Origin of the sequence: Flavobacterium sp. ACN6, assembly GCF_002304005.1 — a bacterium.
In the GTDB taxonomy this organism is placed as follows: Bacteria; Bacteroidota; Bacteroidia; order Flavobacteriales; family Flavobacteriaceae; genus Flavobacterium.
Genome location: NZ_MRCQ01000005.1, coordinates 181,837 through 202,066 on the forward strand (window position 1 = coordinate 181,837; position 20,230 = coordinate 202,066).

The following is a 20,230-nucleotide window of genomic DNA, read 5'->3' on the forward strand; positions in this document are numbered from 1 at the left end:
TGTTATCTAAAAAATTTATTACAATGAAAAAGTTTATTTTATCCTTAGTACTCATGGCTGTAACAACAAGTTACAGCCAAGAGTTAAACCTACCAGTGTTTACCCAGTATTTAGCTGATAACCCTTTCATTCTTTCACCTGCTTATGCCGGTATTGGAGATAATCTCCGTATTAGAGCCAATGGTTTAACGCAGTGGGTCGGAATTAAAGACGCACCAGACAACCAATCATTGTATGCAGATTTTCGAGTTTTAGATCGTTCGGGAGTTGGTTTGTCCTTTTATAATGACAGCAACGGAAATACAAGACAAACAGGAGCAAAAGTTTCATTTGCACACCACCTTATTCTGGATTATTATTCAGAACAATACCTGTCATTAGGTATCTCTTATAACTTTAACAGTTTCCGTATCGAAACTGGTAATTTTACAGGAGATGTAAATGGTGTTCCAGTAGCATTAGATCCTTCAATAACAGACAATCGTTACAATTCAAATAATAACTTTGACATTAGTGCTTTATACCGTAACAAAGGTTTTTATTTAAGTTTTAATGCCAACAACGTTTTAAAGAAAAACACAGACAAGTTTAGAGGAGTTGAACCACAATTACTATCAAACTTTCAGGTGTATTCTGGATTCACTTTTAAAGATGGTGAAAACAGAAGAATCGAATACGAACCATCTGTTTTCTTGCAGTACTTTGCAAGTGACCAGCGTTCTACAACCGATTTTAACTTTAAGTACAGACGTTACAATCGTTACGAAGATTACTACTGGATTGGAGTTTCGTACCGTTTCCTAAATGATCAGTTTCCAAAGCCATTGGCAGCGGGACCTATGGCTGGTTTTATGAAATCTAAATTCTATTTTGCCTACTCTTATCAATTAATGTTTAATGGTTTAGGCACCTACAATTCAGGAACACATTCGATAACAATCGGGTTTGATTTCTTACAATCTATCAGTAACTGTCCTTGTACGCAGAGTCCGGTTCACGATTAAGCAAATAATTTTATCATTTTTAAGAATTAATTTGTTTGTTTTCATAAATTACAACGTTTTCGTTTTTATTGAAGCATTATTTTTACTTTTTTGAAATTTAGAGTACTGTAAAAGTTCTATATTTGTTATTCTTTCAAAAAATTAAAAAAATTAGCAGATGAAAACTTTAAACGATTTCGATTTTAAAAATAAAAAAGCAATTATCCGTGTTGACTTCAATGTGCCGTTGGATGAAAATTTTAATGTTACAGATACAACACGTATCGATGCTGCAAAACCAACAATTGACACAATTTTGGCACAAGGCGGAAGTGTGATCTTAATGTCTCATTTAGGCAGACCAAAAGGAGCAGAAGAAAAATATTCTTTAAAACATATTTTAAAAACAGCTTCTGATATTTTAGGAGTTGAGGTAAAATTTGCTGAAGACTGTGTTGGAGAACCAGCTCAAACTGCAGCAAAAGATTTAAAACCAGGCGAAGTATTATTATTAGAAAATTTACGTTTTCACGCTGAAGAAGAAGCTGGAGATGTAGCTTTCGCTAAAGAATTAGCTTCTCTTGGAGATATTTATGTAAACGATGCATTTGGTACAGCACACAGAGCACACGCATCAACTACAATTATTGCACAATTTTTTCCAAACGAGAAATGTTTCGGAACATTATTAGCTAAAGAAATTGAGAGTTTAAATAAAGTACTTAATAACAGTGAAAAACCTGTTACAGCGGTTCTTGGAGGTTCTAAAGTTTCGTCTAAAATCACAGTTATCGAAAATATCTTAGATAAAGTAGATCACATGATTATTGGAGGCGGAATGACATTTACTTTCGTTAAAGCACAAGGAGGAAAAATTGGTGAATCTATCTGCGAAGATGATAAACTAGATTTAGCTCTTGAAATTTTAAGATTAGCAAAAGAAAAAAACGTTCAAGTTCATATTCCTGTTGATGTTATTGCTGCAGATGATTTCTCAAACACTGCAAATACTCAGATTGTAGATGTAACTGCAATTCCTGACGGATGGCAAGGTTTAGATGCAGGTCCAAAATCTTTAGAAAACTTCAAAAAAGTAATTTTGGAGTCTAAAACGATTCTTTGGAACGGTCCATTAGGAGTTTTCGAAATGGAAACTTTCTCTAAAGGAACCATCGCATTAGGAGATTATATTGCCGAAGCAACTGAAAATGGAGCATTTTCATTAGTTGGAGGTGGTGATTCTGTTGCAGCAGTAAAACAATTCGGATTTGAAGACAAAATGAGCTATGTTTCTACTGGTGGCGGGGCTATGCTTGAGATGTTAGAAGGGAAAGTTTTACCTGGAATCGCTGCGATTTTAGACTAAAAAATCACAATTAACATTTTTTAACATAGTTTTCTTCAATAAAGGGCTTAGATTTGCAAAAATACAGTTCCTATAATTCTTTGAGTTACAGAATTTTAAAAAAATGTTATATGATTGTAAAGAAAATATCCTTAGTGGTTACAGCTTTATTCTCTTTATCGATGTTCGCGCAGGAATCTGCAGAATTTTCTAGAGAAATTAAGCAAGACATTAAGTTGTCGTATTTAGATTCTATTAAAAGCACATTCAAAAAAGAGCCATTAGCTGCAAAAGTTGACAGTCTTTGGATGAATGAATTAGTAAGTTTAGATATTTACGACGATTTAACAAAAGACATTCAAACGATAAACAAAGATGTCACTGTCGATGAAGAATTGCCGACCGAACTGCTGAAACAGCGTTTAGCAGCAATGAATCAAAAATCACCTTTTGAGATTGAATACAATCAAGGTTTAGAAAATATAATAAAGTCATTTCTTAAGAACCGTAAAAAATCGTTTTCTCGATTAATGGCTTTATCAGAATATTATTTCCCAATCTTCGAGGACGCTTTTGCCAAACAAAATGTTCCTTTGGAAATAAAATATTTAGCCGTTGTAGAATCTGCTTTAAATCCTAAAGCAGTTTCTAAAATGGGCGCCACGGGTCTTTGGCAGTTTATGTACGGAACCGGAAAACAATACGCTTTAAAAATTGACTCTTATATCGATGAAAGAAGCGACCCTCTTAAAGCTACAGCTGCCTGTTCTGAATACATGACCAAAATGTTCAATATTTTTGGTGACTGGGAACTAGTTTTAGCATCTTACAACTCTGGTCCAGGAAATGTTACTAAAGCAATCCGCCGTTCTGGAGGAAAAACCAAATACTGGGACATTCGTAATTATCTTCCAAAAGAAACTCAAGGTTATGTTCCTGCTTTTTTAGCTACAATGTATCTTTTTGAATATCATAAAGAACACGGAATTAATCCAGAAAGAGCAGTTGTTAAAAATTTCGAAACAGACACTATCTGCATAAAAAATCAAATGTCTTTCAAACAGATTGCCGACTTACTAGACATGCCGCAATCTCAGATTCAGCTTTTAAATCCATCTTATAAAATGAATGTCGTTCCTTTTTATCAAGGAGAACAACATTTTATTCGTCTTCCAAAAGATAAAATAGCAACATTCGTTTCTAACGAAGATCAAATTTACGCTTACGTTAAGCATGATGCAGAACACAGATCAACATCATCTAGACTAGCTGTAAAATATGCTCCAAAAGCTAAACCAGCGGCAAAACCTGCAGCAATTGACAATAGCGATTATGAACTTTATAAAGTTAGAAAAGGAGACAATTTAGGAGCCATTGCATCAAAATACAATGTGAGCACTACTGAATTAAAGAAATGGAATAATTTAAAAACGAATGCTGTTGCAATTGGCAGAAGTCTTAAAATTAAATCGGTTGAAGAAGCGCCTGCTAAATCAAATTCTGTTATAGATAAAAGAGAAGAAGCAATCGCAGCTGCAGACGATAAAGAAAAATCAAAAACGGCTGATCAAGACTATGTTGTGGCGGCGGGAGACAATTTAGGCAGCATTGCTAAAAAATTCGGTACGACTATTGCGGAGTTAAAAGAACTTAACAATTTAACTTCGAATAATATTGGTTTAGGAAAAACGCTTATTGTTTCAAAAGCGTCACCAATTATAGAAGAACCTGCTTCAGTATCGACAGCAATTGCATCGAACTCGGTTGATTCATTTAAGAAAAAAGCAGTTTCTAAAAATATTGGCGAAGATTATTACGTTAAAAAAGGAGACTCTTTATACAGCATTTCTAAAAAATATCCTGGAGTAACAATTTCAGATATTAAAAAATGGAATGGTATTAAAGATGAAGACATTAAACCGGGAATGAAACTTAAAATAAACGGATAATAGAATAATCTTATTAAATTTGGGTTTTATTTCATAAATTAAGAAAATGAATAAAACCCATTTTTTATTTCTATTACTTCCATTTTTCCTGATCTCCTGCTTTAAAGGTGATAAGCAAAACGATCCAGTTTCAGGAAAAACAAACGCCATTTCGATCATTATTGATGATCAATTATGGTATGGAGAAGTAGGTGATAGCATTCGAAATAAATTTGCTTCGCCAGTTCTTGGACTCACACAAGAAGAACCTCTTTTTACCATCAATCAATATCCAGCAAGACTTCTAGAAGGCTTCGTTACCGACAGCCGAAGCATTATTGTGGTTAAAAAAACGGCTACGGAAAAATTCGAAATCATTCGGAACAAAGATTTACCGCACAATACTTTTCGCATTTACGGAAAATCTGTAGATGACATTATTTGCAGTATTGAATTAAATTCTCCTCACATCATTAAACAAATTCGTGATGCAGAGATTAAAAAAGTTCAAGAAGACAATAGTAAATCACTGCTAAATCCGGCGATCATTAAGAATAAATTTCATATCGATCTACAAATTCCTACCGGATATGAATACATGCTTCACAAGAAAAAATTTATCTGGCTTAAAAAAGAGATCATCAGTGGGAATACCAGTCTTTTGATATACCAAATCCCGTTACGTAATTTCCAAAAGAAAAAAGACATTGTAAATTCAATTGTTAGCATGCGTGATTCTGTTGGAAGCTACATAAAAGGGCGTGAACCCAACACCAAAATGATTACAAGTGAAGCCTATGCACCTTATTTTTCAAAAGCGATTTTAAACAATAAAGATGCTTTTGAAACAAAAGGAACTTGGGAATTAAAGAATGATTTTATGGCTGGACCATTTATCAATTATGCCATCGTAGACAAAACCTATAACCGTCTTTTGGTTATTGAAGGATTTTGTTATTCACCTTCAAATCAAGAACGTGATTTAATGTTAGAGCTGGAAGCAATTATAAAGTCGGTTAAAATTGATAAAAGATAAAAGACGCCAACCAATAATTTTTGAAATAACCTTTGTGCTCTTTGTGTAAATCCCTGCTGACTTTGCAGTTACCTCACACAAAGTACAAACCTGAAACAAAACCTTTTGTTATTTTTCTTACTTTTGTTTTTTAACAATCACAAAAACAAAGACTTATGAAAAATGTAACCACAACATTAGTATTGTTTATGCTATGCTTTATATCCTGTAAAAAAGAGGTAAAGACAGAAACCGAAACCACAAAAGTTTCAGACAGCATTAAAACCGAAGAACCAATGGCTGAAGAATCAGTTGCAGAAAAACCTGTAGATTCAGCAGCTTACGTAAAAGCATGGCAAGATTATGCCACACCAGGAAATCCCCATAAATTACTCGCAGATGAAGTTGGAACTTGGAACTGCGAAATGACTTTTTGGTATGAACCAAATGCCAAACCAGAAAAAGCATCTTCAGTCGCCAACATTAAAATGATTCTAGGCGGACGATATCAGGAAGCAAATTATGTCGGAAAAATTATGGGCGCACCTTTTGAAGGCAAAAGTACAGTCGCTTTTAATAATGCGACTAAAGAATACACTACTACCTTTATCGATAACATGGGAACCGGAATGATGATTGGAGTTGGTAAGTATAATGAAAGCTCAAAAAGTGTAGAATACAAAGGTGAAGTTGTAGACCCTGTAACAGGAAAAAAAGCAGCTTACAGAGAAGTTTATACAATTGTTGATGCATCAACTCGTAAAATGGAAATGTTCGATACAAAAGACGGAACAGAATATAAAAGCATGGAGATTGTAATGAAGAAAAAGTAATTTTTTTTTGCTGCAAAGGCTTGAAGACACAAAGTTTTATTTATTCCAAGATGAAACTTATTTGTGCCTTCGAGCCTTTTTATATTTTCCAAAATAATAACTTTGCAAAGTAAATTACAAGGACATCTTTTTACTTAGCGTCTTAGTGCCTTTGCGGCAAAACAAAACAAACTATTAAAATGTTAAAATGGAAAATAAAGCCTTTTGAGGCGTTAAATGTAAACGAGCTATATGATTTGCTCCAATTAAGAAGTGAGGTCTTTGTAGTCGAGCAAAACTGTGTTTATTTAGATCTTGATGGTAAAGACAAGAAAGCGCTGCATTTAATTGGCGAATATGAAGGTAAAATTGTGGCATATTCTCGTTTATTCGATGCTGGGATTTCATTTGATAATGCTTCGATAGGAAGAGTAGTTGTAGATTCCAATTACAGAGATAGAAAATGGGGACACGATTTAATGCGCGAAGCTATCGCTGGTATTAAATCAAACTTTGGAAAAGATAAAATAACAATTGGAGCACAATTGTATTTAAAGAAATTCTATGAAAGCCACGGTTTTGTGCAGACAAGCGAAATGTATTTGGAAGATGATATTCCGCATATTGAGATGATTCGAGAGTAATCAATTTCTATTTATTTTTAAACCTTCATTTACTGATAAAATAAAAGAAGATTTTTTTATTCTTATAATTTTATGATTAGAATAACACTTTTAAAATTGACAATTTCTAATTTAGATTTTAATTATTTAGATAAGATTTAATAAATGAGTAAGTTAAAATGGGTTTTGGTTTTTTGTGCCTGCAGTTTTATGACTTTCGGTAAAAATCATTCTTATAAACGTATTGAAAATCTACAAATTGAAAATTTAGCCAGTTTGGCAAAAGTTTGGGGATTCTTAAAGTATTATCATCCAAATGTGTCAAAAGGTAATTTCAATTGGGATGAACAATTAATTCAAATCATTCCAAAAGTAGAACAAGCTCACAACAAAGAAGAATTATCTAATATTTATTTGGAATGGATTTATAGTTTAGGATCAATTAAAGAATGTAAATCTTGTAAAGATGTCCCAAAAGCAGTTTCATTTGATAAGAACTTTAATCTTTCATGGACACAAAATTCTAAAATATTCACAAACGAACTTTCTCAGAAACTAAAGTATATTGAAGAAAACCGTTTTCAAGGTTCAAATTTTTACGTTGCGGCTAGTCCTCAAGGTAACATAGTAATTAAAAATGAAATTGAATATCCAGATTTCGAATATCCAAATAGTAACTATAGGTTATTAAGTTTGTTTCGGTATTGGAACACTGTTGAATACTTCTTTCCATACAAGTATATGATGGATCAAAAATGGGACGAGGTTTTGATGGAAATGATTCCAAAATTCGAAAATGCGATTAATGCCACCGAATATCAATTAGTAATGCAGGAGACAGTTGTAAAATTAGATGATACACATGCTAGTTTTTTTTCTAATAAAAATTTTGATTTTTTTGGAAGAAAATATATTCCGGCATTTGTAAATGTTATAGAGAAAAAGGTTGCTGTAGTGGGACTTTACAATGATTCTTTGGCAAAAATAAATGACATCAGAATAGGAGATATTATTGAAGAAGTTGATGGTAAAGATGCTTTAAAAATAATGGAAGACAGAGCAAAGTATGTAAATGGGTCAAATAAAAATACAAAGGCAAAAAATTACCATTATTTTATTTTTAATGGATCGACAGATTCCGTAAAAGTAAAACTTAAACGCGACAATAATTTTTTAGCTAAGAAAATAAAACGATATGAAGAAGTAAAGAAATATCCTGAAATACATCACATTAAGGAAAAGTTTAAAATTGACGAAAATAATATTGCCTACATTAATTTGGACAATTTAGAGATGAAGGATCAAGATGTGATCATGAATAAAATAAATTCTACAAAAGGTTTGATTATTGACATAAGAAATTATCCAGATTTTATGGCTTATTTAATTGCCAGAAGATTAATTAAAGAGGATAAAGTGTACGCAAAACTTATAAAGCCAGATTTAACTTATCCAGGAAAATTTATTTGGAAAAAACCAAAAATTCTTGATCCGATGAAAAATCATTACTATTCAGGAAAAGTAGTTTTACTTGTAAATGAAGAAACACAAAGTATGGCAGAATATACTACAATGTTTATGCAGACAGGTGATAATGTTACTACTATTGGGAGTCAGACTGCGGGAGCAGACGGTGATATTGCGAGAGTTGAATTTTTGACGTTCAAAACTGCAATGAGCGGACTTGGTGTTTTTTATCCCGACGGAACAGAAACACAGAGAGTTGGTGTTAAAGTTGATATTGTAGTTAGGCCAACGATTAAAGGAATTCAAGAGGGAAAGGATGAGGTTTTGGACGCAGCGAAAGAGTTTTTAAATAAAAAGTAAATGTAGAGGATTCAAAGATTTAAATTAAAAAAAACTTTGTGCCTTAGATCCTTTGCGGCAAAAAACATTAAAGACTAGTAATCAAAAACTCCACCCTTCGATCGTAATTATCTCCTCTTTTAAGCGGATACTTATTGCCGCATCCAACATAAGTCATGCGGCTTTTGGATATTTTTTTATTCATTAAATAATAAAAAACAGTTTTGGCACGATTCCAAGAAAGTCGTCTTTCTTTGGTATCTCTGTCAATACCGTCGCTGTAAATTTCTGGAGTACAGCAGACATGACCGCGTATTTCAAACTTAAGATTTTGATGCTTTAGAAGCGTAACAACAACTTTGTCTAGTTCTTTTTTGGCATGATGGGTTAGTTTAGCACTTCCAATATCAAATAAAATTGATTCGAGATAAACTTTATCGCCAACTTTTAACTTGCCTTTGAATGAAGTATGAATCCCTTTTCCAAAACTATTCTTTTTGACAACAATTAAATCAACCCGTCGATTTTTCAATCTTGTTTCATACAGATTTTCAATAGTATCTGCCTTTACGAGGACGCGTCCTTTTCCTTCGAGAATAATAATTTTATTTGGGTTAAATCCATAACTGACCAAAAGATTCTGAATAGTAACCGCTCGATTATTGGATAATCTAAAATTGTATTGATCTGTTCCGCGATCGTCGCAATAGCCATAAACCTGTATAGACTCAACCGTAGAAGTGTCTATGTTTTTTATAAAGTCCGAAACAACATTGATCTGTTTGTCTGTCAAATCATATTTATCAAATTCAAAATAAATAGTTTCAACAGGTTCCTGCTGTGCCGATACTGTATAAAATGAGAAAAGAAGTATGGCAAGATGGAACTTCATTCACTACATTTTTAAAATCGTTTTATATTCTGTCTGGTTATTTAATACATTAACTGCTCTTTTAATCTCAGAATTGTTTTTGATGTAAAACTGATACAAACCTTCTTGATATTGATATCTCTTAATCAATTCTTCCTGAATCATGTTTTTGATTTCCTTTTGGTTTTTATCCAATAAAGTAGTTTCGCTTTTTTCTAAAGCCGCCAATAACTGCTGATATTCGGGAGCAATCGTTTCATCTATTTTTTCATTTTTAGCTGCAGCTAAAGTATTTTTCAAAGCTACTTCTGTTTCCGTATCAAAGGTGATTTTATTTGTTTTCAAATATTGTTTGAAAGCGCTATAATCAGCATCTGTAATCGTTGGGATCTTATCTCCAAGATTTGGGTTTTTATAATAATACGTTGTAGCATAATCAAAAACGCCATCATTTCTTAGTAAAGCCGTTGCAATGGCACTAGTTTTAGTTTCATCCAATTCGATATCTGGTAAAACACCGCCGCCGTCATAAACTGTTCTTCCTTTTCTGGTTTTAAAAGCATTAAAGTTCTTAGAATCGGTTTTTTGGGCAACTCCGTTTTTGTCTTTATGCGCGTAATCCAATGCTTGAATGCAGCGTCCAGATGGCGTATAATATCTAGAAATTGTCACCTTTAACTGCGTTCCATAAGTAAGGTCAACAGAACGCTGTACCAAACCTTTTCCGAAACTTCTGCTTCCAAGAATAACCGCACGATCCAAGTCTTGTAAAGCACCCGAAACAATTTCAGAAGCCGAAGCACTTCTTCCGTTTACTAAAATCGCCAACGGAATCTGTGTATCAATAGGCTCTTTGGAAGTTTTATACGTATTATTATGCTTTTCGATTCTTGATTTTGTAGTTACAATTACCTCATTCTTTGGAACAAATAAATTACAAATATCAATTGCTTCGTTTAACAAACCTCCAGGATTTCCTCTTAAATCGAGAACAATCTGTGTCGCGCCGTCTGCTTTCAATTTTTCAAGAGCCTCTTTTACTTCATTTGAAGCTTTTCTGCTAAAATGCGCCAAAACAATATATCCTGTTTTATCATCGATTTTTCCGTAAAACGGAACCGATTTAATATCCACTTCATCTAAAACCAAAACAGTCGTAAATGGTTTTCCCTGACGAAGATATTTGATGTTGATTTTAGTGTTTTTTGTGCCTTTCAATAATTGAGAAGCATCATCTTTAAAATCGGCAATCAAAACATCGCCAATCTGAATAATTTCGTCACCGGCTTTTAGTCCCGCTTTGTCTGCTGGATAATTTTTATAAGGTTCGCGAACAACCAGACGATCTTTTTTTCTAGAAATCAAAGCGCCGATTCCTGTATATTCTCCAGTATTATTGATTTTAAAGTTAACGACATCCTGCTCGTTAAAATAAACCGTATACGGATCTAAACTTCCCAACATGCTTTTAATGGCTTTATCCATCAAATCACCAGGATTGGTTTCGTCTACATAATTGGTGTTTACAGCTTTAAACAAAGTGGTAAAAATCTCGATCTGCTTGGCAATTTCAAAAAAATCTTCTTTAAAACTGGTTCCAACAAACAACATTCCCGCAGCAGCGACAGGTATAATAAATTTCTTTTTGAAATACGGATACATGATTATTCTTTTTTTCTTTTTAATCTTCTTCTAATAAAATAGGCAAATACACAAAATAGGATGACAAATGGCCAAACGCTTAATAACGAAATCAACAAATCGGATAAACTGAAAAACCCTGATTTAATTGCGGTCCACAATTTTGAACCGTACGATATTTTAACGCCTTCTTTTTCGGCTATTGTTTTATAAAATTCAATTGTAATGGTGCTTTCAGAAACACGGCTTTCCAAATATTTCAGCTGGCCTTCTTTGGCTTCGATCTCTTCGCGAATTGCCGAAATTTGTTCTTCAATTTCTAAAATCTCACTTACTTTATTTGCTTTTTTTAGGATTTCGAGATAGCGTTCTTCGAGTTTTTTCTTTGTTTTTAATCTTGAAGTCAGATCAATAAATTGCTCCGTAACATCTTCGGCAGATATATTTTTAGTTTCAAAATAAGAAACACCTTTAGAAACATCATTAATAAAACGGTCAAAATTCTGACTAGGTACTTTTATAGTAAGATTTCTAAAAACAGTTGCATAATCTTTTCCTTCGGAATCGTTTATTATTCTGGCTTTGCTCATTGCAACAGCTTTTTGAATTTGACTGAAAGAATTTTCTAAATTATCTGTTTCAAATTTTAAAGTTGCTTCTTTTATGATTTTTTGTTCGATTTGTTGATCTATCCTTGTAGGCGGAGGTGGCTGTTGAGGAGATGCAACCTCTGCTTTTCTGTCATAAGCTACATTTTCTGCTTTTGCAGGCAGTTTTACAGTTTGAATAGCGTAAGCTTCTTCATTTACAGCATCAGCTTTTTTACAGCCAACAAGAACTAATATGAATAAAAAGAAAAAGAAAATATGTCGCATAAAATTTCAATTTAGAGCTAAAACTACGATTTTTTTGTCTAATTTGATTATTAATCTTACGTTTTGAAAACTACGGCTCAATTTTCTTTTCAGAATCTGGAGATTTGTTTATTTGAGCTGCAAATTTCTCAAACAACTGAATCATTTTAGTATTGATTTCTGCGTATGATAATTTGTCTTTAGTCTGATAAAAAAGCATAATAGAATACGCTCCATCGAGATTGTCTAAAAGTAAATGCTTGTTTAAACGATACGTTTCTCTTAGAACTCTCTTAAAGTAATTTCGATCAACTGCTTTTTTAAAGTATTTTTTTGAAACCGAAACGCCGATTTTTGTAAGTTCTTCTGAATTTTCTTCCGCTTGACGGTAAACCAAACGAAGCGGATATTTAGAAACCGATTTTCCGTCAGAAAAAAGTAAGCCAATCGTTGTTTTGCTTTTTAAACGCTCGTTTTTAGGGTAAGTGAAATTCATTTAAATTCAGAAAATATTTGCAATAGAAAAAGCAAAGGTAATTTTTTTATTTGCTGTTTAATTATTCCGTAATGGGTTTTATGAAATCAATTTAGTCATTTGTATAATAGAAATCGCTAAGTATAGCCTATTTTTGTAATATTGATTTTTTAATGCCCTTATAATTCGTACAAAATTGAAGGTTTTTTTGTTATTTTTTACTTTTAAACGCCTTGTATATTGATAGTTATATAATTTTTATAGGGCTAAAAATATATTTATTACTTTTGGCCTTAAATTTTTCAAGCATGCAAAAGATAATTTCATATCCAATCTCTGTAATTTATTATTTGTGTTTTGGATTGTGTTTGGCAGTTTTTCACCCAATACAATGGATTTGCCTTAATCTTTTTGGTTATCAGGCGCACAAAAAAAGTGTTGATTATTTAAATTTCTTTCTTTTAAAGTGTACCAATTTGGTTGGAACTACGTATACAGTTAAAGGAGTTGACACAATTCCAACTGGAGTTCCTATTATTTTTGTGGCTAATCACCAAAGTATGTACGATATCGTTGCTATGATTTGGTACTTTAGACGTTTTCATTGTAAATTTGTAAGTAAGAAGGAGTTAGGAAGCGGGATTCCAAGTGTGTCATTTAATTTACGCCACGGAGGATCTGTGCTAATCGACCGAAAAGACCCTAAACAAGCGATTCCAGTAATCAAAGGCTTGTCTGAATATATAGAAAAGAATAAAAGATCGGCTGTAATTTTCCCTGAAGGAACTCGCAGCAAGACTGGAAAACCGAAAGAATTTGCCCAAAGCGGTTTAAAAATTCTATGCAAATATGCGCCATCAGCGTATGTGGTGCCAGTTAGTATTAACAATTCATGGAAAATGGTTCGTTTTGGAATGTTTCCGGTAGGCTTAGGAAATCATTTGACTTTTACTGTTCATAAAGCTATGGCGGTAAAGGATCATGATTTTGTCGAGTTAATGAAATTGACAGAAGAAGCAGTTAAAGAAGGTATAAATGAGTATAAACAGGTTTAAGTTTTAGTCCGAGCTAAAACGTACAACCCAAATCTATAATAAGTAATGTCTATAAAAAACATTAGATTAGAAGTAATGCAGTTTTTGGAAAAAAACGTGGATAGCTTCGTTGAACAGTATTTAATTCCAGTGGAAAAAATTTGGCAGCCGTCTGATTTTTTACCAAATTCTGAAGGAGAAAATTTCTTCGAAGAGGTAAAAGAATTACGCGAAATTGCTAAAGAATTACCATACGATTTCTGGGTTACGCTTGTTGGTGATACCATTACCGAAGAAGCTTTACCTACATATGAATCTTGGTTAATGGATGTAGAAGGTATTGACCAAATAGAAAATGGTGGAAACGGTTGGTCTAAATGGATCCGTCAATGGACCGGAGAAGAAAACCGCCACGGAGATCTTTTAAATAAATACTTGTATTTGTCTGGTCGTGTGAACATGCGTGAAATCGAAATGACTACACAGCATTTAATCAACGACGGTTTTGATATTGGAACTGGAACTGACCCATACAAAAACTTTGTATACACTAGTTTTCAGGAATTAGCAACTTATGTTTCTCATAACAGAGTAGCGCAGATTGCAAAGAAATTTGGCGATAATAAGTTGTCTAAAATGTGTAAAATGATTGCTGGAGACGAAATGCGTCACCACCATGCATACAGCGAATTCGTAACTAGAATTTTTCAAGTTGATCCAAGCGAAATGATGCTGGCTTTTCAATATATGATGAAGCAGAAAATCGTTATGCCGGCTCACTTTTTGAGAGAATCCGGTCAAAAAATCAGCACTGCTTTTGAACAATTTTCTGATTCAGCACAGCGTATTGGTGTTTACACAGCAAATGATTACGTTGATATTATGCAGAAATTAATCATTAAATGGGAAGTTGATAAAATTACCAATTTGACTGACGAAGCAGAAAAAGCGCGTGATTACTTAATGAAATTACCAGCGCGTATGGCTAGAATCTCTGAGAGAATTGTAATTCCACAAGAATCACACATCTTTAAATGGGTTGAACCGGCTAGATTGTAGATTGTAGATCAGCGGTATAATAATGTTACATAGCTTGTCCTCCTGAGCGAAGTCGAAGGATCTCATGCTAAATCCATAGTTTGCATCCTTCGACTTCGCTCAGGAAGACATAAAATGAGAATTGAAATGTGGTCCCAATAGCTATCGGGATTGGAATCAAAAAAATATATTTGTTGATTGTTAGATTTCAAAACTCTAACAATCAACATTTTTTATTTAATATAAAACCTTTCGTATAATCTGCTCAATCTGCATGATCTGCGAGAAAATTCAAATACTAATAATTCATGAATACTTCTGAACTAATAAACAAAACGATCACTTTTGTAAAAGAAAAATTAAATGATGCTGAAGGCGGACACGATTGGTTTCATATCGAACGCGTTTATAAAAACGCACTTTTAATCGCAAAAGATACCGTTTGTGATCTTACAGTTGTACAATTAGGCGCTTTACTTCATGATATTGCCGATAGTAAATTTCATAACGGAGATGAAACTATTGGGCCAAAGACAGCACGAGCGTTTTTAGAAACAGAAAATGTTTCAGAAGACATAATTGTTCATGTAGTCAATATTATTGAAAATATCTCTTATAAAGGAGGAAATTTTGAAAAGAAATTCTCTTCAATAGAATTGGATATCGTTCAGGATGCGGACCGTTTAGATGCAATTGGGGCAATTGGAGTAGCAAGAGCGTTCAATTATGGAGGATTCAAAAACAGAACATTGTACGACCCAGCAATCGAGCCCATAACAAACATGACGAAGGAGGAGTATAAGAAGAATAATGCTCCAACAATAAATCATTTTTACGAAAAGCTTTTGCTTTTAAAAGATAAAATGAATACCCAAAAAGGAAAAGAAATCGCTGCCGAAAGACATCGTTTTATGGAATTATTTCTAGGGCAGTTTTATGCGGAGTGGGAGGGGGTTAAATAATTATAGGTCTGGTATTTGCAAAGATTATTCTTTTATAACATCAAAAATTATGGTGCTTTTTTCTTACGAAAAGTCAAAAATTATTATATTTGACAAAAAGAGCGTATGAAAAAATTGTTTTTAATAGTAGTTTTTGTTTTTCAATCATTCCTATTTACTTCTTGTGATAATGATAATAACGAAATAGCGAAAGCTACTTTAGAATTAAAAATTAAAGATGAAGTAGGAAATAATATCAAAGATGCTAAAGTAACTTTATTTTCGACTAAAGAAGATTTTGAAAGTAAGTCAAATCCTCTGGGCATTTTAACTTCTGACAATGATGGAAAAGTAATTTTTGATAATTTAGATACTGAGAAATACTACTGGTTCGTCGAAAAGGAATGTAAAGATAATAGAAATGGAAAATTTTCGAGCGAATTAGCTTTAAAAGGTAACGTTGTTGAAAGAGAGGGTATAATAATTTCTGATAAGACAAGTAATATCGAGATACTTAATTCGAATAATATTCCACTTTCAGTAAACATAAATGGTGGGGAATATTTTATTGTAAATGCAAAACAATACATTGAAGTACCCGGATTCGGCTTAGGAAAGTATACAATAACCTGGAAAAATGAAGCGGAAAATATCCCAATAAAAATGGGTTCTGTTGAAATCGCAAATTGCGGATTTAGTTCTGCATTGGTTGTTTTATGGTAAGCGATGACATCCAAAAGGCAAAGCTTCACAAAGAAATTTAAATCTTCGTGAAGCTTTGTCCTTTTACTCTGTGTATCTGTAAAATTATATTCCGCAACGATTCCCCAAGAAAACACAAAGCTTCACAAAGAATTTTAATCTCTGTGAAGCTTTTTTATTTTCAAATACTAAATCTTATCTTAACTAGGCAAGAATAACTATTCCGTTGACCAGCCATTCTCATTTGAACCGCTTTCTATACAATGTTTTGAATAACGATCAAATTCTTCTCCAAATTTTTCCTCAAAAAGATTATAAGCAGAAAATCCAAAGCTTTCACCATCGATATCAAATGTAGCTTTTGAAGGGGTTTTATAGATCATATTATAATATTCTCGTCCCATTCCAAGTATAAAGCAACGGGAGTATAAAAGCCATCGTCAGAGCCATCTGTGTATTCATGAATTTCCTCTCGATCAATATTATACAGTCTTTCTTCTAAAATGAGAATGAATTTTGTTATATCTTCTTTATTAAGTTCAAGAAGTCTTTTGTTGTAATTTTTGAGAATAGAACCTTGCAATTCATCACTTAATTGTTCAAGTATTTCAGCATCATTATTTTTTAGACATTCGGCTCTTAATTTGTGAAGTGCTGGTGAGTCTGCCCAGGAAAGTTCAATAATTTCCCAAAATTTGTCTTCTGTCATTGTTTTAATGTGTTTTGTAGTTTACAATTAGATCAAAAGTATTTCAATTTTTTAAAAGATAAATACTCTAAAACGGTTTTTAAATATCATTAGAAAACAAATCGCTGCCGAAAGACATCGTTTTATGGAATTGTTTCTTGCTCAGTTTTATGCAGAATGGGAAGGGGTGAAGTAAGTTTTTAGTTTCAGTATTATTATAAAAAAAGCGACTTCAAATTTTGAAGCCGCTTTTTTATGTCTAAGAACCTAAGTCAGTCTAATGATCTAAGCAAGTCTTCTTCACTTTTTTGATTATCTCGCCGTTTCTATATCTTAAATTTCCATCACAGTTATTGTTTTACAAATGTAAATCTGCCAGCCATTACATTATTGTTATTGGATAATGGAAAATTTCCATTGGTTCCAATTGCATTTCGTCCATAACTTGTAAATATAATTCTAAATTGTGTTGCACTATACGGGATAATTAACATACTAGTGGTAACCATTCCACTTGGATCAAAAGCAAAAGCTGTTTTAGTGTTTCTTACGGTATATATTGAAGCACTGTTTTTTGTAGTGTTGTCAATAATTGGACCTGAGTAAAGAGGCTGGTCCGTTAGATCAAATTGGTAGCCATTAGGGAGTGAGAAAAGATAGTCTCCATCTCCTGGATCACTGCCAGACGAATCAGTTGCGGAATATAAAAAATCTACTTCTATTTCATTGTTTCCAAGATCTTTGTAACGTATAAAATCATTTTCACGTGTTGTCGGTTTTGTTGGTGCGGTAATTGTCGCGCCAATTTCTAAGGGAACTTTAGCGGAAAAACCCCCACGTGGTGGTGCAGTTTTCAAAACACCAGTTGCATCAACCACTACATTTAAATCGGCAGGATTCGAACTTGCCTTCAAACCTTCAAAACGTACAGGATCAGAGGTCGGGTCATTCCTGTTACTGACATGTAAGGTGTTTGTTGGGGCTTGTACATTAATACCTATTTTTGCGTCTGCTCTGTCTGCTGTTTGATTGATGTTTGTTCCAAATAATACATTTCCAATATTTAATTCATCATATGCATCTGGAGAAGAAGCATTAACTCTTTGTATGGTGCCGCCTCCAATAAGAATATTGTTGCTTCCTGTAGTCAAGTCACCGCCGGCATCATAACCAATAGCTATATTTTTGGTTCCCGATTCAATAGTTTTTAATGTTCCGTATCCTATTGCTACGTTTCCAATTCCTCCACCTGTCGCATCAGGAAAAGTTTGATACCCTAAAAAAACGTTAGTTCCATCAATTTTACCAGATTGGATATTATTTCTTTTGAAAATTAAATTGGTATCATCTGTAGTACCAATAAAATTAATAGCAGGGTCAGTTCCCGCATTACCAAGAATGTTCCAACTGTTAGCACTAAGTTCTGAAGGGGTAATTGTTTTTAGAACGCCATTTGTGTCAGTTATAACAATATTGTCTGTTGCAGCTCCTGCCTGCAGGCCGGCAACCGTTAAAGTGTTAACAGCATCAGTAGTTATAGTTGTTGGGGTTACTAATGCACCACCCAATTGTACATTTCCATTAGTAACAGTCAAAGCATTATTGGCTGTTATTAGTACAGGAACTGCTGGAGTTGATGCAACTCCATTTACGGTTGATATAAGATTGCCATTTGCAGCATCCAGAACATTACTGTTAATAATAGTAACATTCTGACCTGTTGTGCCATTTACTGTTGTGTTTATATTATTGGCTGTAGAAGTATTTGATACTGTTGTCACAGGTATAGAAGGGGTATTTACTTTATAGGGATCAGAGGTTGTACCTGTACCGCTTACTGTTGTATTGGTTCCATTTACAATTAATCCAATACCACCCTGAGCACCGACTGCACCATCATTTCCGGGTACTCCCTGTGGTCCTTGAGGCCCAGTTGCTCCAATTGCACCATCATTTCCAGGTACTCCCTGTGGTCCTTGAGGCCCAGTTGCTCCAATTGCACCATCATTTCCAGGTACTCCTTGTGGTCCTTGAGGCCCGGTTGCTCCAATTGCACCATCATTTCCAGGTACTCCCTGTGGTCCTTGAGGTCCAGCTGCTCCAATTGCACCATCATTTCCAGGTACTCCCTGTGGTCCTTGAGGTCCAGCTGCTCCAATTGCACCATCATTTCCAGGGACTCCCTGTGGTCCTTGGGGTCCAGCTGCTCCAATTGCACCATCATTTCCAGGGACTCCCTGTATTCCTTGCGGTCCAGTTAGTCCAGTTGCACCATCATTTCCAGATACTCCTTGTGGTCCTTGAGGCCCAGTTGCTCCAATTGCACCATCATTTCCGGGTATCCCTTGCGGCCCAGTTAATCCAGTTGCACCATCATTTCCTGGTGCACCTTGTGGTCCTTGAGGTCCTGTTGCACCATCATTTCCGGGTATTCCTTGTGGTCCTTGAGGCCCAGTTGAGCCATCGTTTCCAGGTACGCCTTGTGGGCCTTGAGGCCCTGTTTGTACAGTTAATTGTAATACATTCGAAACACCGTTTTCATCTTTGTACGTTAATTCATTTGTAGCTGTATTATAATTTAATGTTGTTAGGGTTTCATTAAAAGCTATAGGGTCGCTTTTTGCTAATAATCTAACCCATTTGTTTACCTGCCAGTAATAAAATCCAGGAGTTACATCATTTGCAGTTATGGTATTGTATACTAGTAAGCTGCTTGTAATGGTTCCTGTCACAGGGCTTTGATTTGATGTTTCTGTCAAGGATAATCGAGGTATCAATAATCCTTTATTCGCTGAAACGATATCCAGCTGTGATGACATTTCGGGATTTAAAGTTCCTATGCCAACCTGCGCATTCGAAATTGAACAAAATCCTAATATTGCAATTGTGACCGCTATTTTATTTTTTAAACTCATAATTGTTATGATTAATTTGTTTTTATTAAAAAATTTGGTTTTTTTGCGTGCAAATGTCTGGTAAACAGGTATTTTTTTTAGGCCTGTAAAAGTTTTTTAAATGATAGACTAAGACTTTTAATTGTGTTTTTATGATTTTAACAAGCAATTAATTTATTCCCACGGTTTAAACAAGAAAAAAACATAATGAGTATAAAATTTTAATGATGTTATTGCGCTAAAGTAGAATCTGAAAAGGAATTGCGAAATTTAAATTAAGTAACAAATAAATCATTAAAATAATTTAAATCTGGTGTATTTGTTTTTGATAACTGGCTTAAAATTTGGCTTAAAAGGTATTGCTTTTACTAAAATTTCAGATGTAGAAGCTTAGAAGCAATTATAGTTTATTTGTCGAAATTATAAAAAATAAAAAAAGATTTCTATTTTGCGCAAGTAATACTTATAATATCAAAAGTACTGAATTATAGTTAATTAACAATTTTTTTAACAGGAAATAATTGTTACTTGATTTAGTATGAAAAAAAATTAATGCAATTGCATATTTCTAAATTTATAG

The 20,230-nt window shown here is 33.6% G+C and carries 18 protein-coding genes; 11 read left to right on the top strand and 7 right to left on the bottom strand.

Annotation, left to right across the window (positions count from 1 at the left end; genetic code table 11):
• Positions 1-23: 23 nt before the first annotated feature.
• The 7 genes from BSF42_RS09665 (at position 24) to BSF42_RS09695 (ending at position 8,533) form a co-directional block, all read left to right on the top strand.
• On the top strand, positions 24-1,004 hold the full coding sequence (locus BSF42_RS09665; RefSeq protein WP_253251023.1) for a type IX secretion system membrane protein PorP/SprF: 981 nt from the start codon (positions 24-26) through the stop codon (positions 1,002-1,004).
• Between the two features lie 157 nt (positions 1,005-1,161).
• Positions 1,162-2,349 carry a phosphoglycerate kinase gene (pgk, locus tag BSF42_RS09670; protein ID WP_095952881.1) on the top strand — a complete coding sequence of 396 codons (1,188 nt, stop codon included), beginning with the start codon at positions 1,162-1,164 and terminating at the stop codon, positions 2,347-2,349.
• 110 nt (positions 2,350-2,459) lie between these two features.
• Positions 2,460-4,277: a LysM peptidoglycan-binding domain-containing protein gene (locus BSF42_RS09675; protein ID WP_095952882.1), complete on the top strand. Its 1,818-nt coding sequence runs from the start codon at positions 2,460-2,462 to the stop codon at positions 4,275-4,277.
• A 46-nt stretch (positions 4,278-4,323) separates the two neighbouring features.
• The gene (locus BSF42_RS09680) at positions 4,324-5,292 is read left to right on the top strand and encodes a DUF4837 family protein (protein ID WP_095952883.1); all 969 of its coding nucleotides are present in this window, start codon (positions 4,324-4,326) and stop codon (positions 5,290-5,292) included.
• A gap of 155 nt (positions 5,293-5,447) precedes the next feature.
• Complete coding sequence (locus tag BSF42_RS09685) at positions 5,448-6,104, top strand: DUF1579 domain-containing protein (RefSeq protein WP_095952884.1); 657 nt, start codon at positions 5,448-5,450, stop codon at positions 6,102-6,104.
• A gap of 179 nt (positions 6,105-6,283) precedes the next feature.
• A complete protein-coding gene (locus BSF42_RS09690; RefSeq protein ID WP_095952885.1) occupies positions 6,284-6,727 on the top strand; it encodes a GNAT family N-acetyltransferase in 444 nt (147 codons plus the stop codon).
• Between the two features lie 144 nt (positions 6,728-6,871).
• Positions 6,872-8,533: a S41 family peptidase gene (locus BSF42_RS09695; protein WP_095952886.1), complete on the top strand. Its 1,662-nt coding sequence runs from the start codon at positions 6,872-6,874 to the stop codon at positions 8,531-8,533.
• Positions 8,534-8,600: 67 nt separating this feature from the next.
• On the opposite strand, the gene BSF42_RS09700 is transcribed toward BSF42_RS09695, so the two are convergent.
• From BSF42_RS09700 to rnpA, 4 genes are all read right to left on the bottom strand, one after another.
• Positions 8,601-9,404 carry an OmpA family protein gene (locus tag BSF42_RS09700; protein WP_095952887.1) on the bottom strand — a complete coding sequence of 268 codons (804 nt, stop codon included), beginning with the start codon at positions 9,402-9,404 and terminating at the stop codon, positions 8,601-8,603.
• 3 nt (positions 9,405-9,407) lie between these two features.
• Positions 9,408-11,045 carry a S41 family peptidase gene (locus tag BSF42_RS09705; RefSeq protein WP_095952888.1) on the bottom strand — a complete coding sequence of 546 codons (1,638 nt, stop codon included), beginning with the start codon at positions 11,043-11,045 and terminating at the stop codon, positions 9,408-9,410.
• 2 nt (positions 11,046-11,047) lie between these two features.
• The gene (locus BSF42_RS09710) at positions 11,048-11,899 is read right to left on the bottom strand and encodes a DUF4349 domain-containing protein (RefSeq protein WP_095952889.1); all 852 of its coding nucleotides are present in this window, start codon (positions 11,897-11,899) and stop codon (positions 11,048-11,050) included.
• Positions 11,900-11,969: 70 nt separating this feature from the next.
• Positions 11,970-12,374 (bottom strand): ribonuclease P protein component, encoded by a 405-nt coding sequence (gene rnpA / locus BSF42_RS09715; protein ID WP_095952890.1) that lies wholly within the window; start codon positions 12,372-12,374, stop codon positions 11,970-11,972.
• 287 nt (positions 12,375-12,661) lie between these two features.
• On the opposite strand from rnpA, the gene BSF42_RS09720 reads away from it, so the two are divergent.
• The 4 genes from BSF42_RS09720 (at position 12,662) to BSF42_RS09735 (ending at position 16,089) form a co-directional block, all read left to right on the top strand.
• The gene (locus tag BSF42_RS09720; RefSeq protein ID WP_095952891.1) at positions 12,662-13,408 is read left to right on the top strand and encodes a 1-acyl-sn-glycerol-3-phosphate acyltransferase; all 747 of its coding nucleotides are present in this window, start codon (positions 12,662-12,664) and stop codon (positions 13,406-13,408) included.
• Positions 13,409-13,453: 45 nt separating this feature from the next.
• Positions 13,454-14,446, top strand: coding sequence for an acyl-ACP desaturase (locus BSF42_RS09725; RefSeq protein ID WP_095952892.1), 993 nt, complete (start codon positions 13,454-13,456; stop codon positions 14,444-14,446).
• A 287-nt stretch (positions 14,447-14,733) separates the two neighbouring features.
• The gene (locus BSF42_RS09730; RefSeq protein ID WP_095952893.1) at positions 14,734-15,387 is read left to right on the top strand and encodes an HD domain-containing protein; all 654 of its coding nucleotides are present in this window, start codon (positions 14,734-14,736) and stop codon (positions 15,385-15,387) included.
• A 105-nt stretch (positions 15,388-15,492) separates the two neighbouring features.
• The gene (locus BSF42_RS09735; protein WP_095952894.1) at positions 15,493-16,089 is read left to right on the top strand and encodes a SpaA isopeptide-forming pilin-related protein; all 597 of its coding nucleotides are present in this window, start codon (positions 15,493-15,495) and stop codon (positions 16,087-16,089) included.
• A 197-nt stretch (positions 16,090-16,286) separates the two neighbouring features.
• On the opposite strand, the gene BSF42_RS22420 is transcribed toward BSF42_RS09735, so the two are convergent.
• From BSF42_RS22420 to BSF42_RS09745, 3 genes are all read right to left on the bottom strand, one after another.
• A complete protein-coding gene (locus tag BSF42_RS22420) occupies positions 16,287-16,451 on the bottom strand; it encodes a hypothetical protein (RefSeq protein ID WP_172426666.1) in 165 nt (54 codons plus the stop codon).
• The gene (locus tag BSF42_RS09740) at positions 16,448-16,777 is read right to left on the bottom strand and encodes a hypothetical protein (RefSeq protein WP_095952895.1); all 330 of its coding nucleotides are present in this window, start codon (positions 16,775-16,777) and stop codon (positions 16,448-16,450) included. The genes BSF42_RS22420 and BSF42_RS09740 overlap by 4 nt, the downstream gene beginning before the upstream one ends.
• Positions 16,778-17,106: 329 nt before the next feature.
• On the bottom strand, positions 17,107-19,671 hold the full coding sequence (locus BSF42_RS09745) for a collagen-like protein (protein WP_095952896.1): 2,565 nt from the start codon (positions 19,669-19,671) through the stop codon (positions 17,107-17,109).
• Positions 19,672-20,230: the final 559 nt, after the last annotated feature.

Bases quoted from the DNA above. Each gene is read 5' to 3' on its own strand.
- BSF42_RS09665 (WP_253251023.1), top strand. From the start codon at position 24: ATGAAAAAGTTTATTTTATCCTTAGTACTCATGGCTGTAACAACAAGT.
- pgk (WP_095952881.1), top strand. From the start codon at position 1,162: ATGAAAACTTTAAACGATTTCGATTTTAAAAATAAAAAAGCAATTATC.
- BSF42_RS09675 (WP_095952882.1), top strand. From the start codon at position 2,460: ATGATTGTAAAGAAAATATCCTTAGTGGTTACAGCTTTATTCTCTTTA.
- BSF42_RS09680 (WP_095952883.1), top strand. From the start codon at position 4,324: ATGAATAAAACCCATTTTTTATTTCTATTACTTCCATTTTTCCTGATC.
- BSF42_RS09685 (WP_095952884.1), top strand. From the start codon at position 5,448: ATGAAAAATGTAACCACAACATTAGTATTGTTTATGCTATGCTTTATA.
- BSF42_RS09690 (WP_095952885.1), top strand. From the start codon at position 6,284: ATGTTAAAATGGAAAATAAAGCCTTTTGAGGCGTTAAATGTAAACGAG.
- BSF42_RS09695 (WP_095952886.1), top strand. From the start codon at position 6,872: ATGAGTAAGTTAAAATGGGTTTTGGTTTTTTGTGCCTGCAGTTTTATG.
- BSF42_RS09700 (WP_095952887.1), bottom strand. From the start codon at position 9,404: ATGAAGTTCCATCTTGCCATACTTCTTTTCTCATTTTATACAGTATCG.
- BSF42_RS09705 (WP_095952888.1), bottom strand. From the start codon at position 11,045: ATGTATCCGTATTTCAAAAAGAAATTTATTATACCTGTCGCTGCTGCG.
- BSF42_RS09710 (WP_095952889.1), bottom strand. From the start codon at position 11,899: ATGCGACATATTTTCTTTTTCTTTTTATTCATATTAGTTCTTGTTGGC.
- rnpA (WP_095952890.1), bottom strand. From the start codon at position 12,374: ATGAATTTCACTTACCCTAAAAACGAGCGTTTAAAAAGCAAAACAACG.
- BSF42_RS09720 (WP_095952891.1), top strand. From the start codon at position 12,662: ATGCAAAAGATAATTTCATATCCAATCTCTGTAATTTATTATTTGTGT.
- BSF42_RS09725 (WP_095952892.1), top strand. From the start codon at position 13,454: ATGTCTATAAAAAACATTAGATTAGAAGTAATGCAGTTTTTGGAAAAA.
- BSF42_RS09730 (WP_095952893.1), top strand. From the start codon at position 14,734: ATGAATACTTCTGAACTAATAAACAAAACGATCACTTTTGTAAAAGAA.
- BSF42_RS09735 (WP_095952894.1), top strand. From the start codon at position 15,493: ATGAAAAAATTGTTTTTAATAGTAGTTTTTGTTTTTCAATCATTCCTA.
- BSF42_RS22420 (WP_172426666.1), bottom strand. From the start codon at position 16,451: ATGATCTATAAAACCCCTTCAAAAGCTACATTTGATATCGATGGTGAA.
- BSF42_RS09740 (WP_095952895.1), bottom strand. From the start codon at position 16,777: ATGACAGAAGACAAATTTTGGGAAATTATTGAACTTTCCTGGGCAGAC.
- BSF42_RS09745 (WP_095952896.1), bottom strand. From the start codon at position 19,671: ATGAGTTTAAAAAATAAAATAGCGGTCACAATTGCAATATTAGGATTT.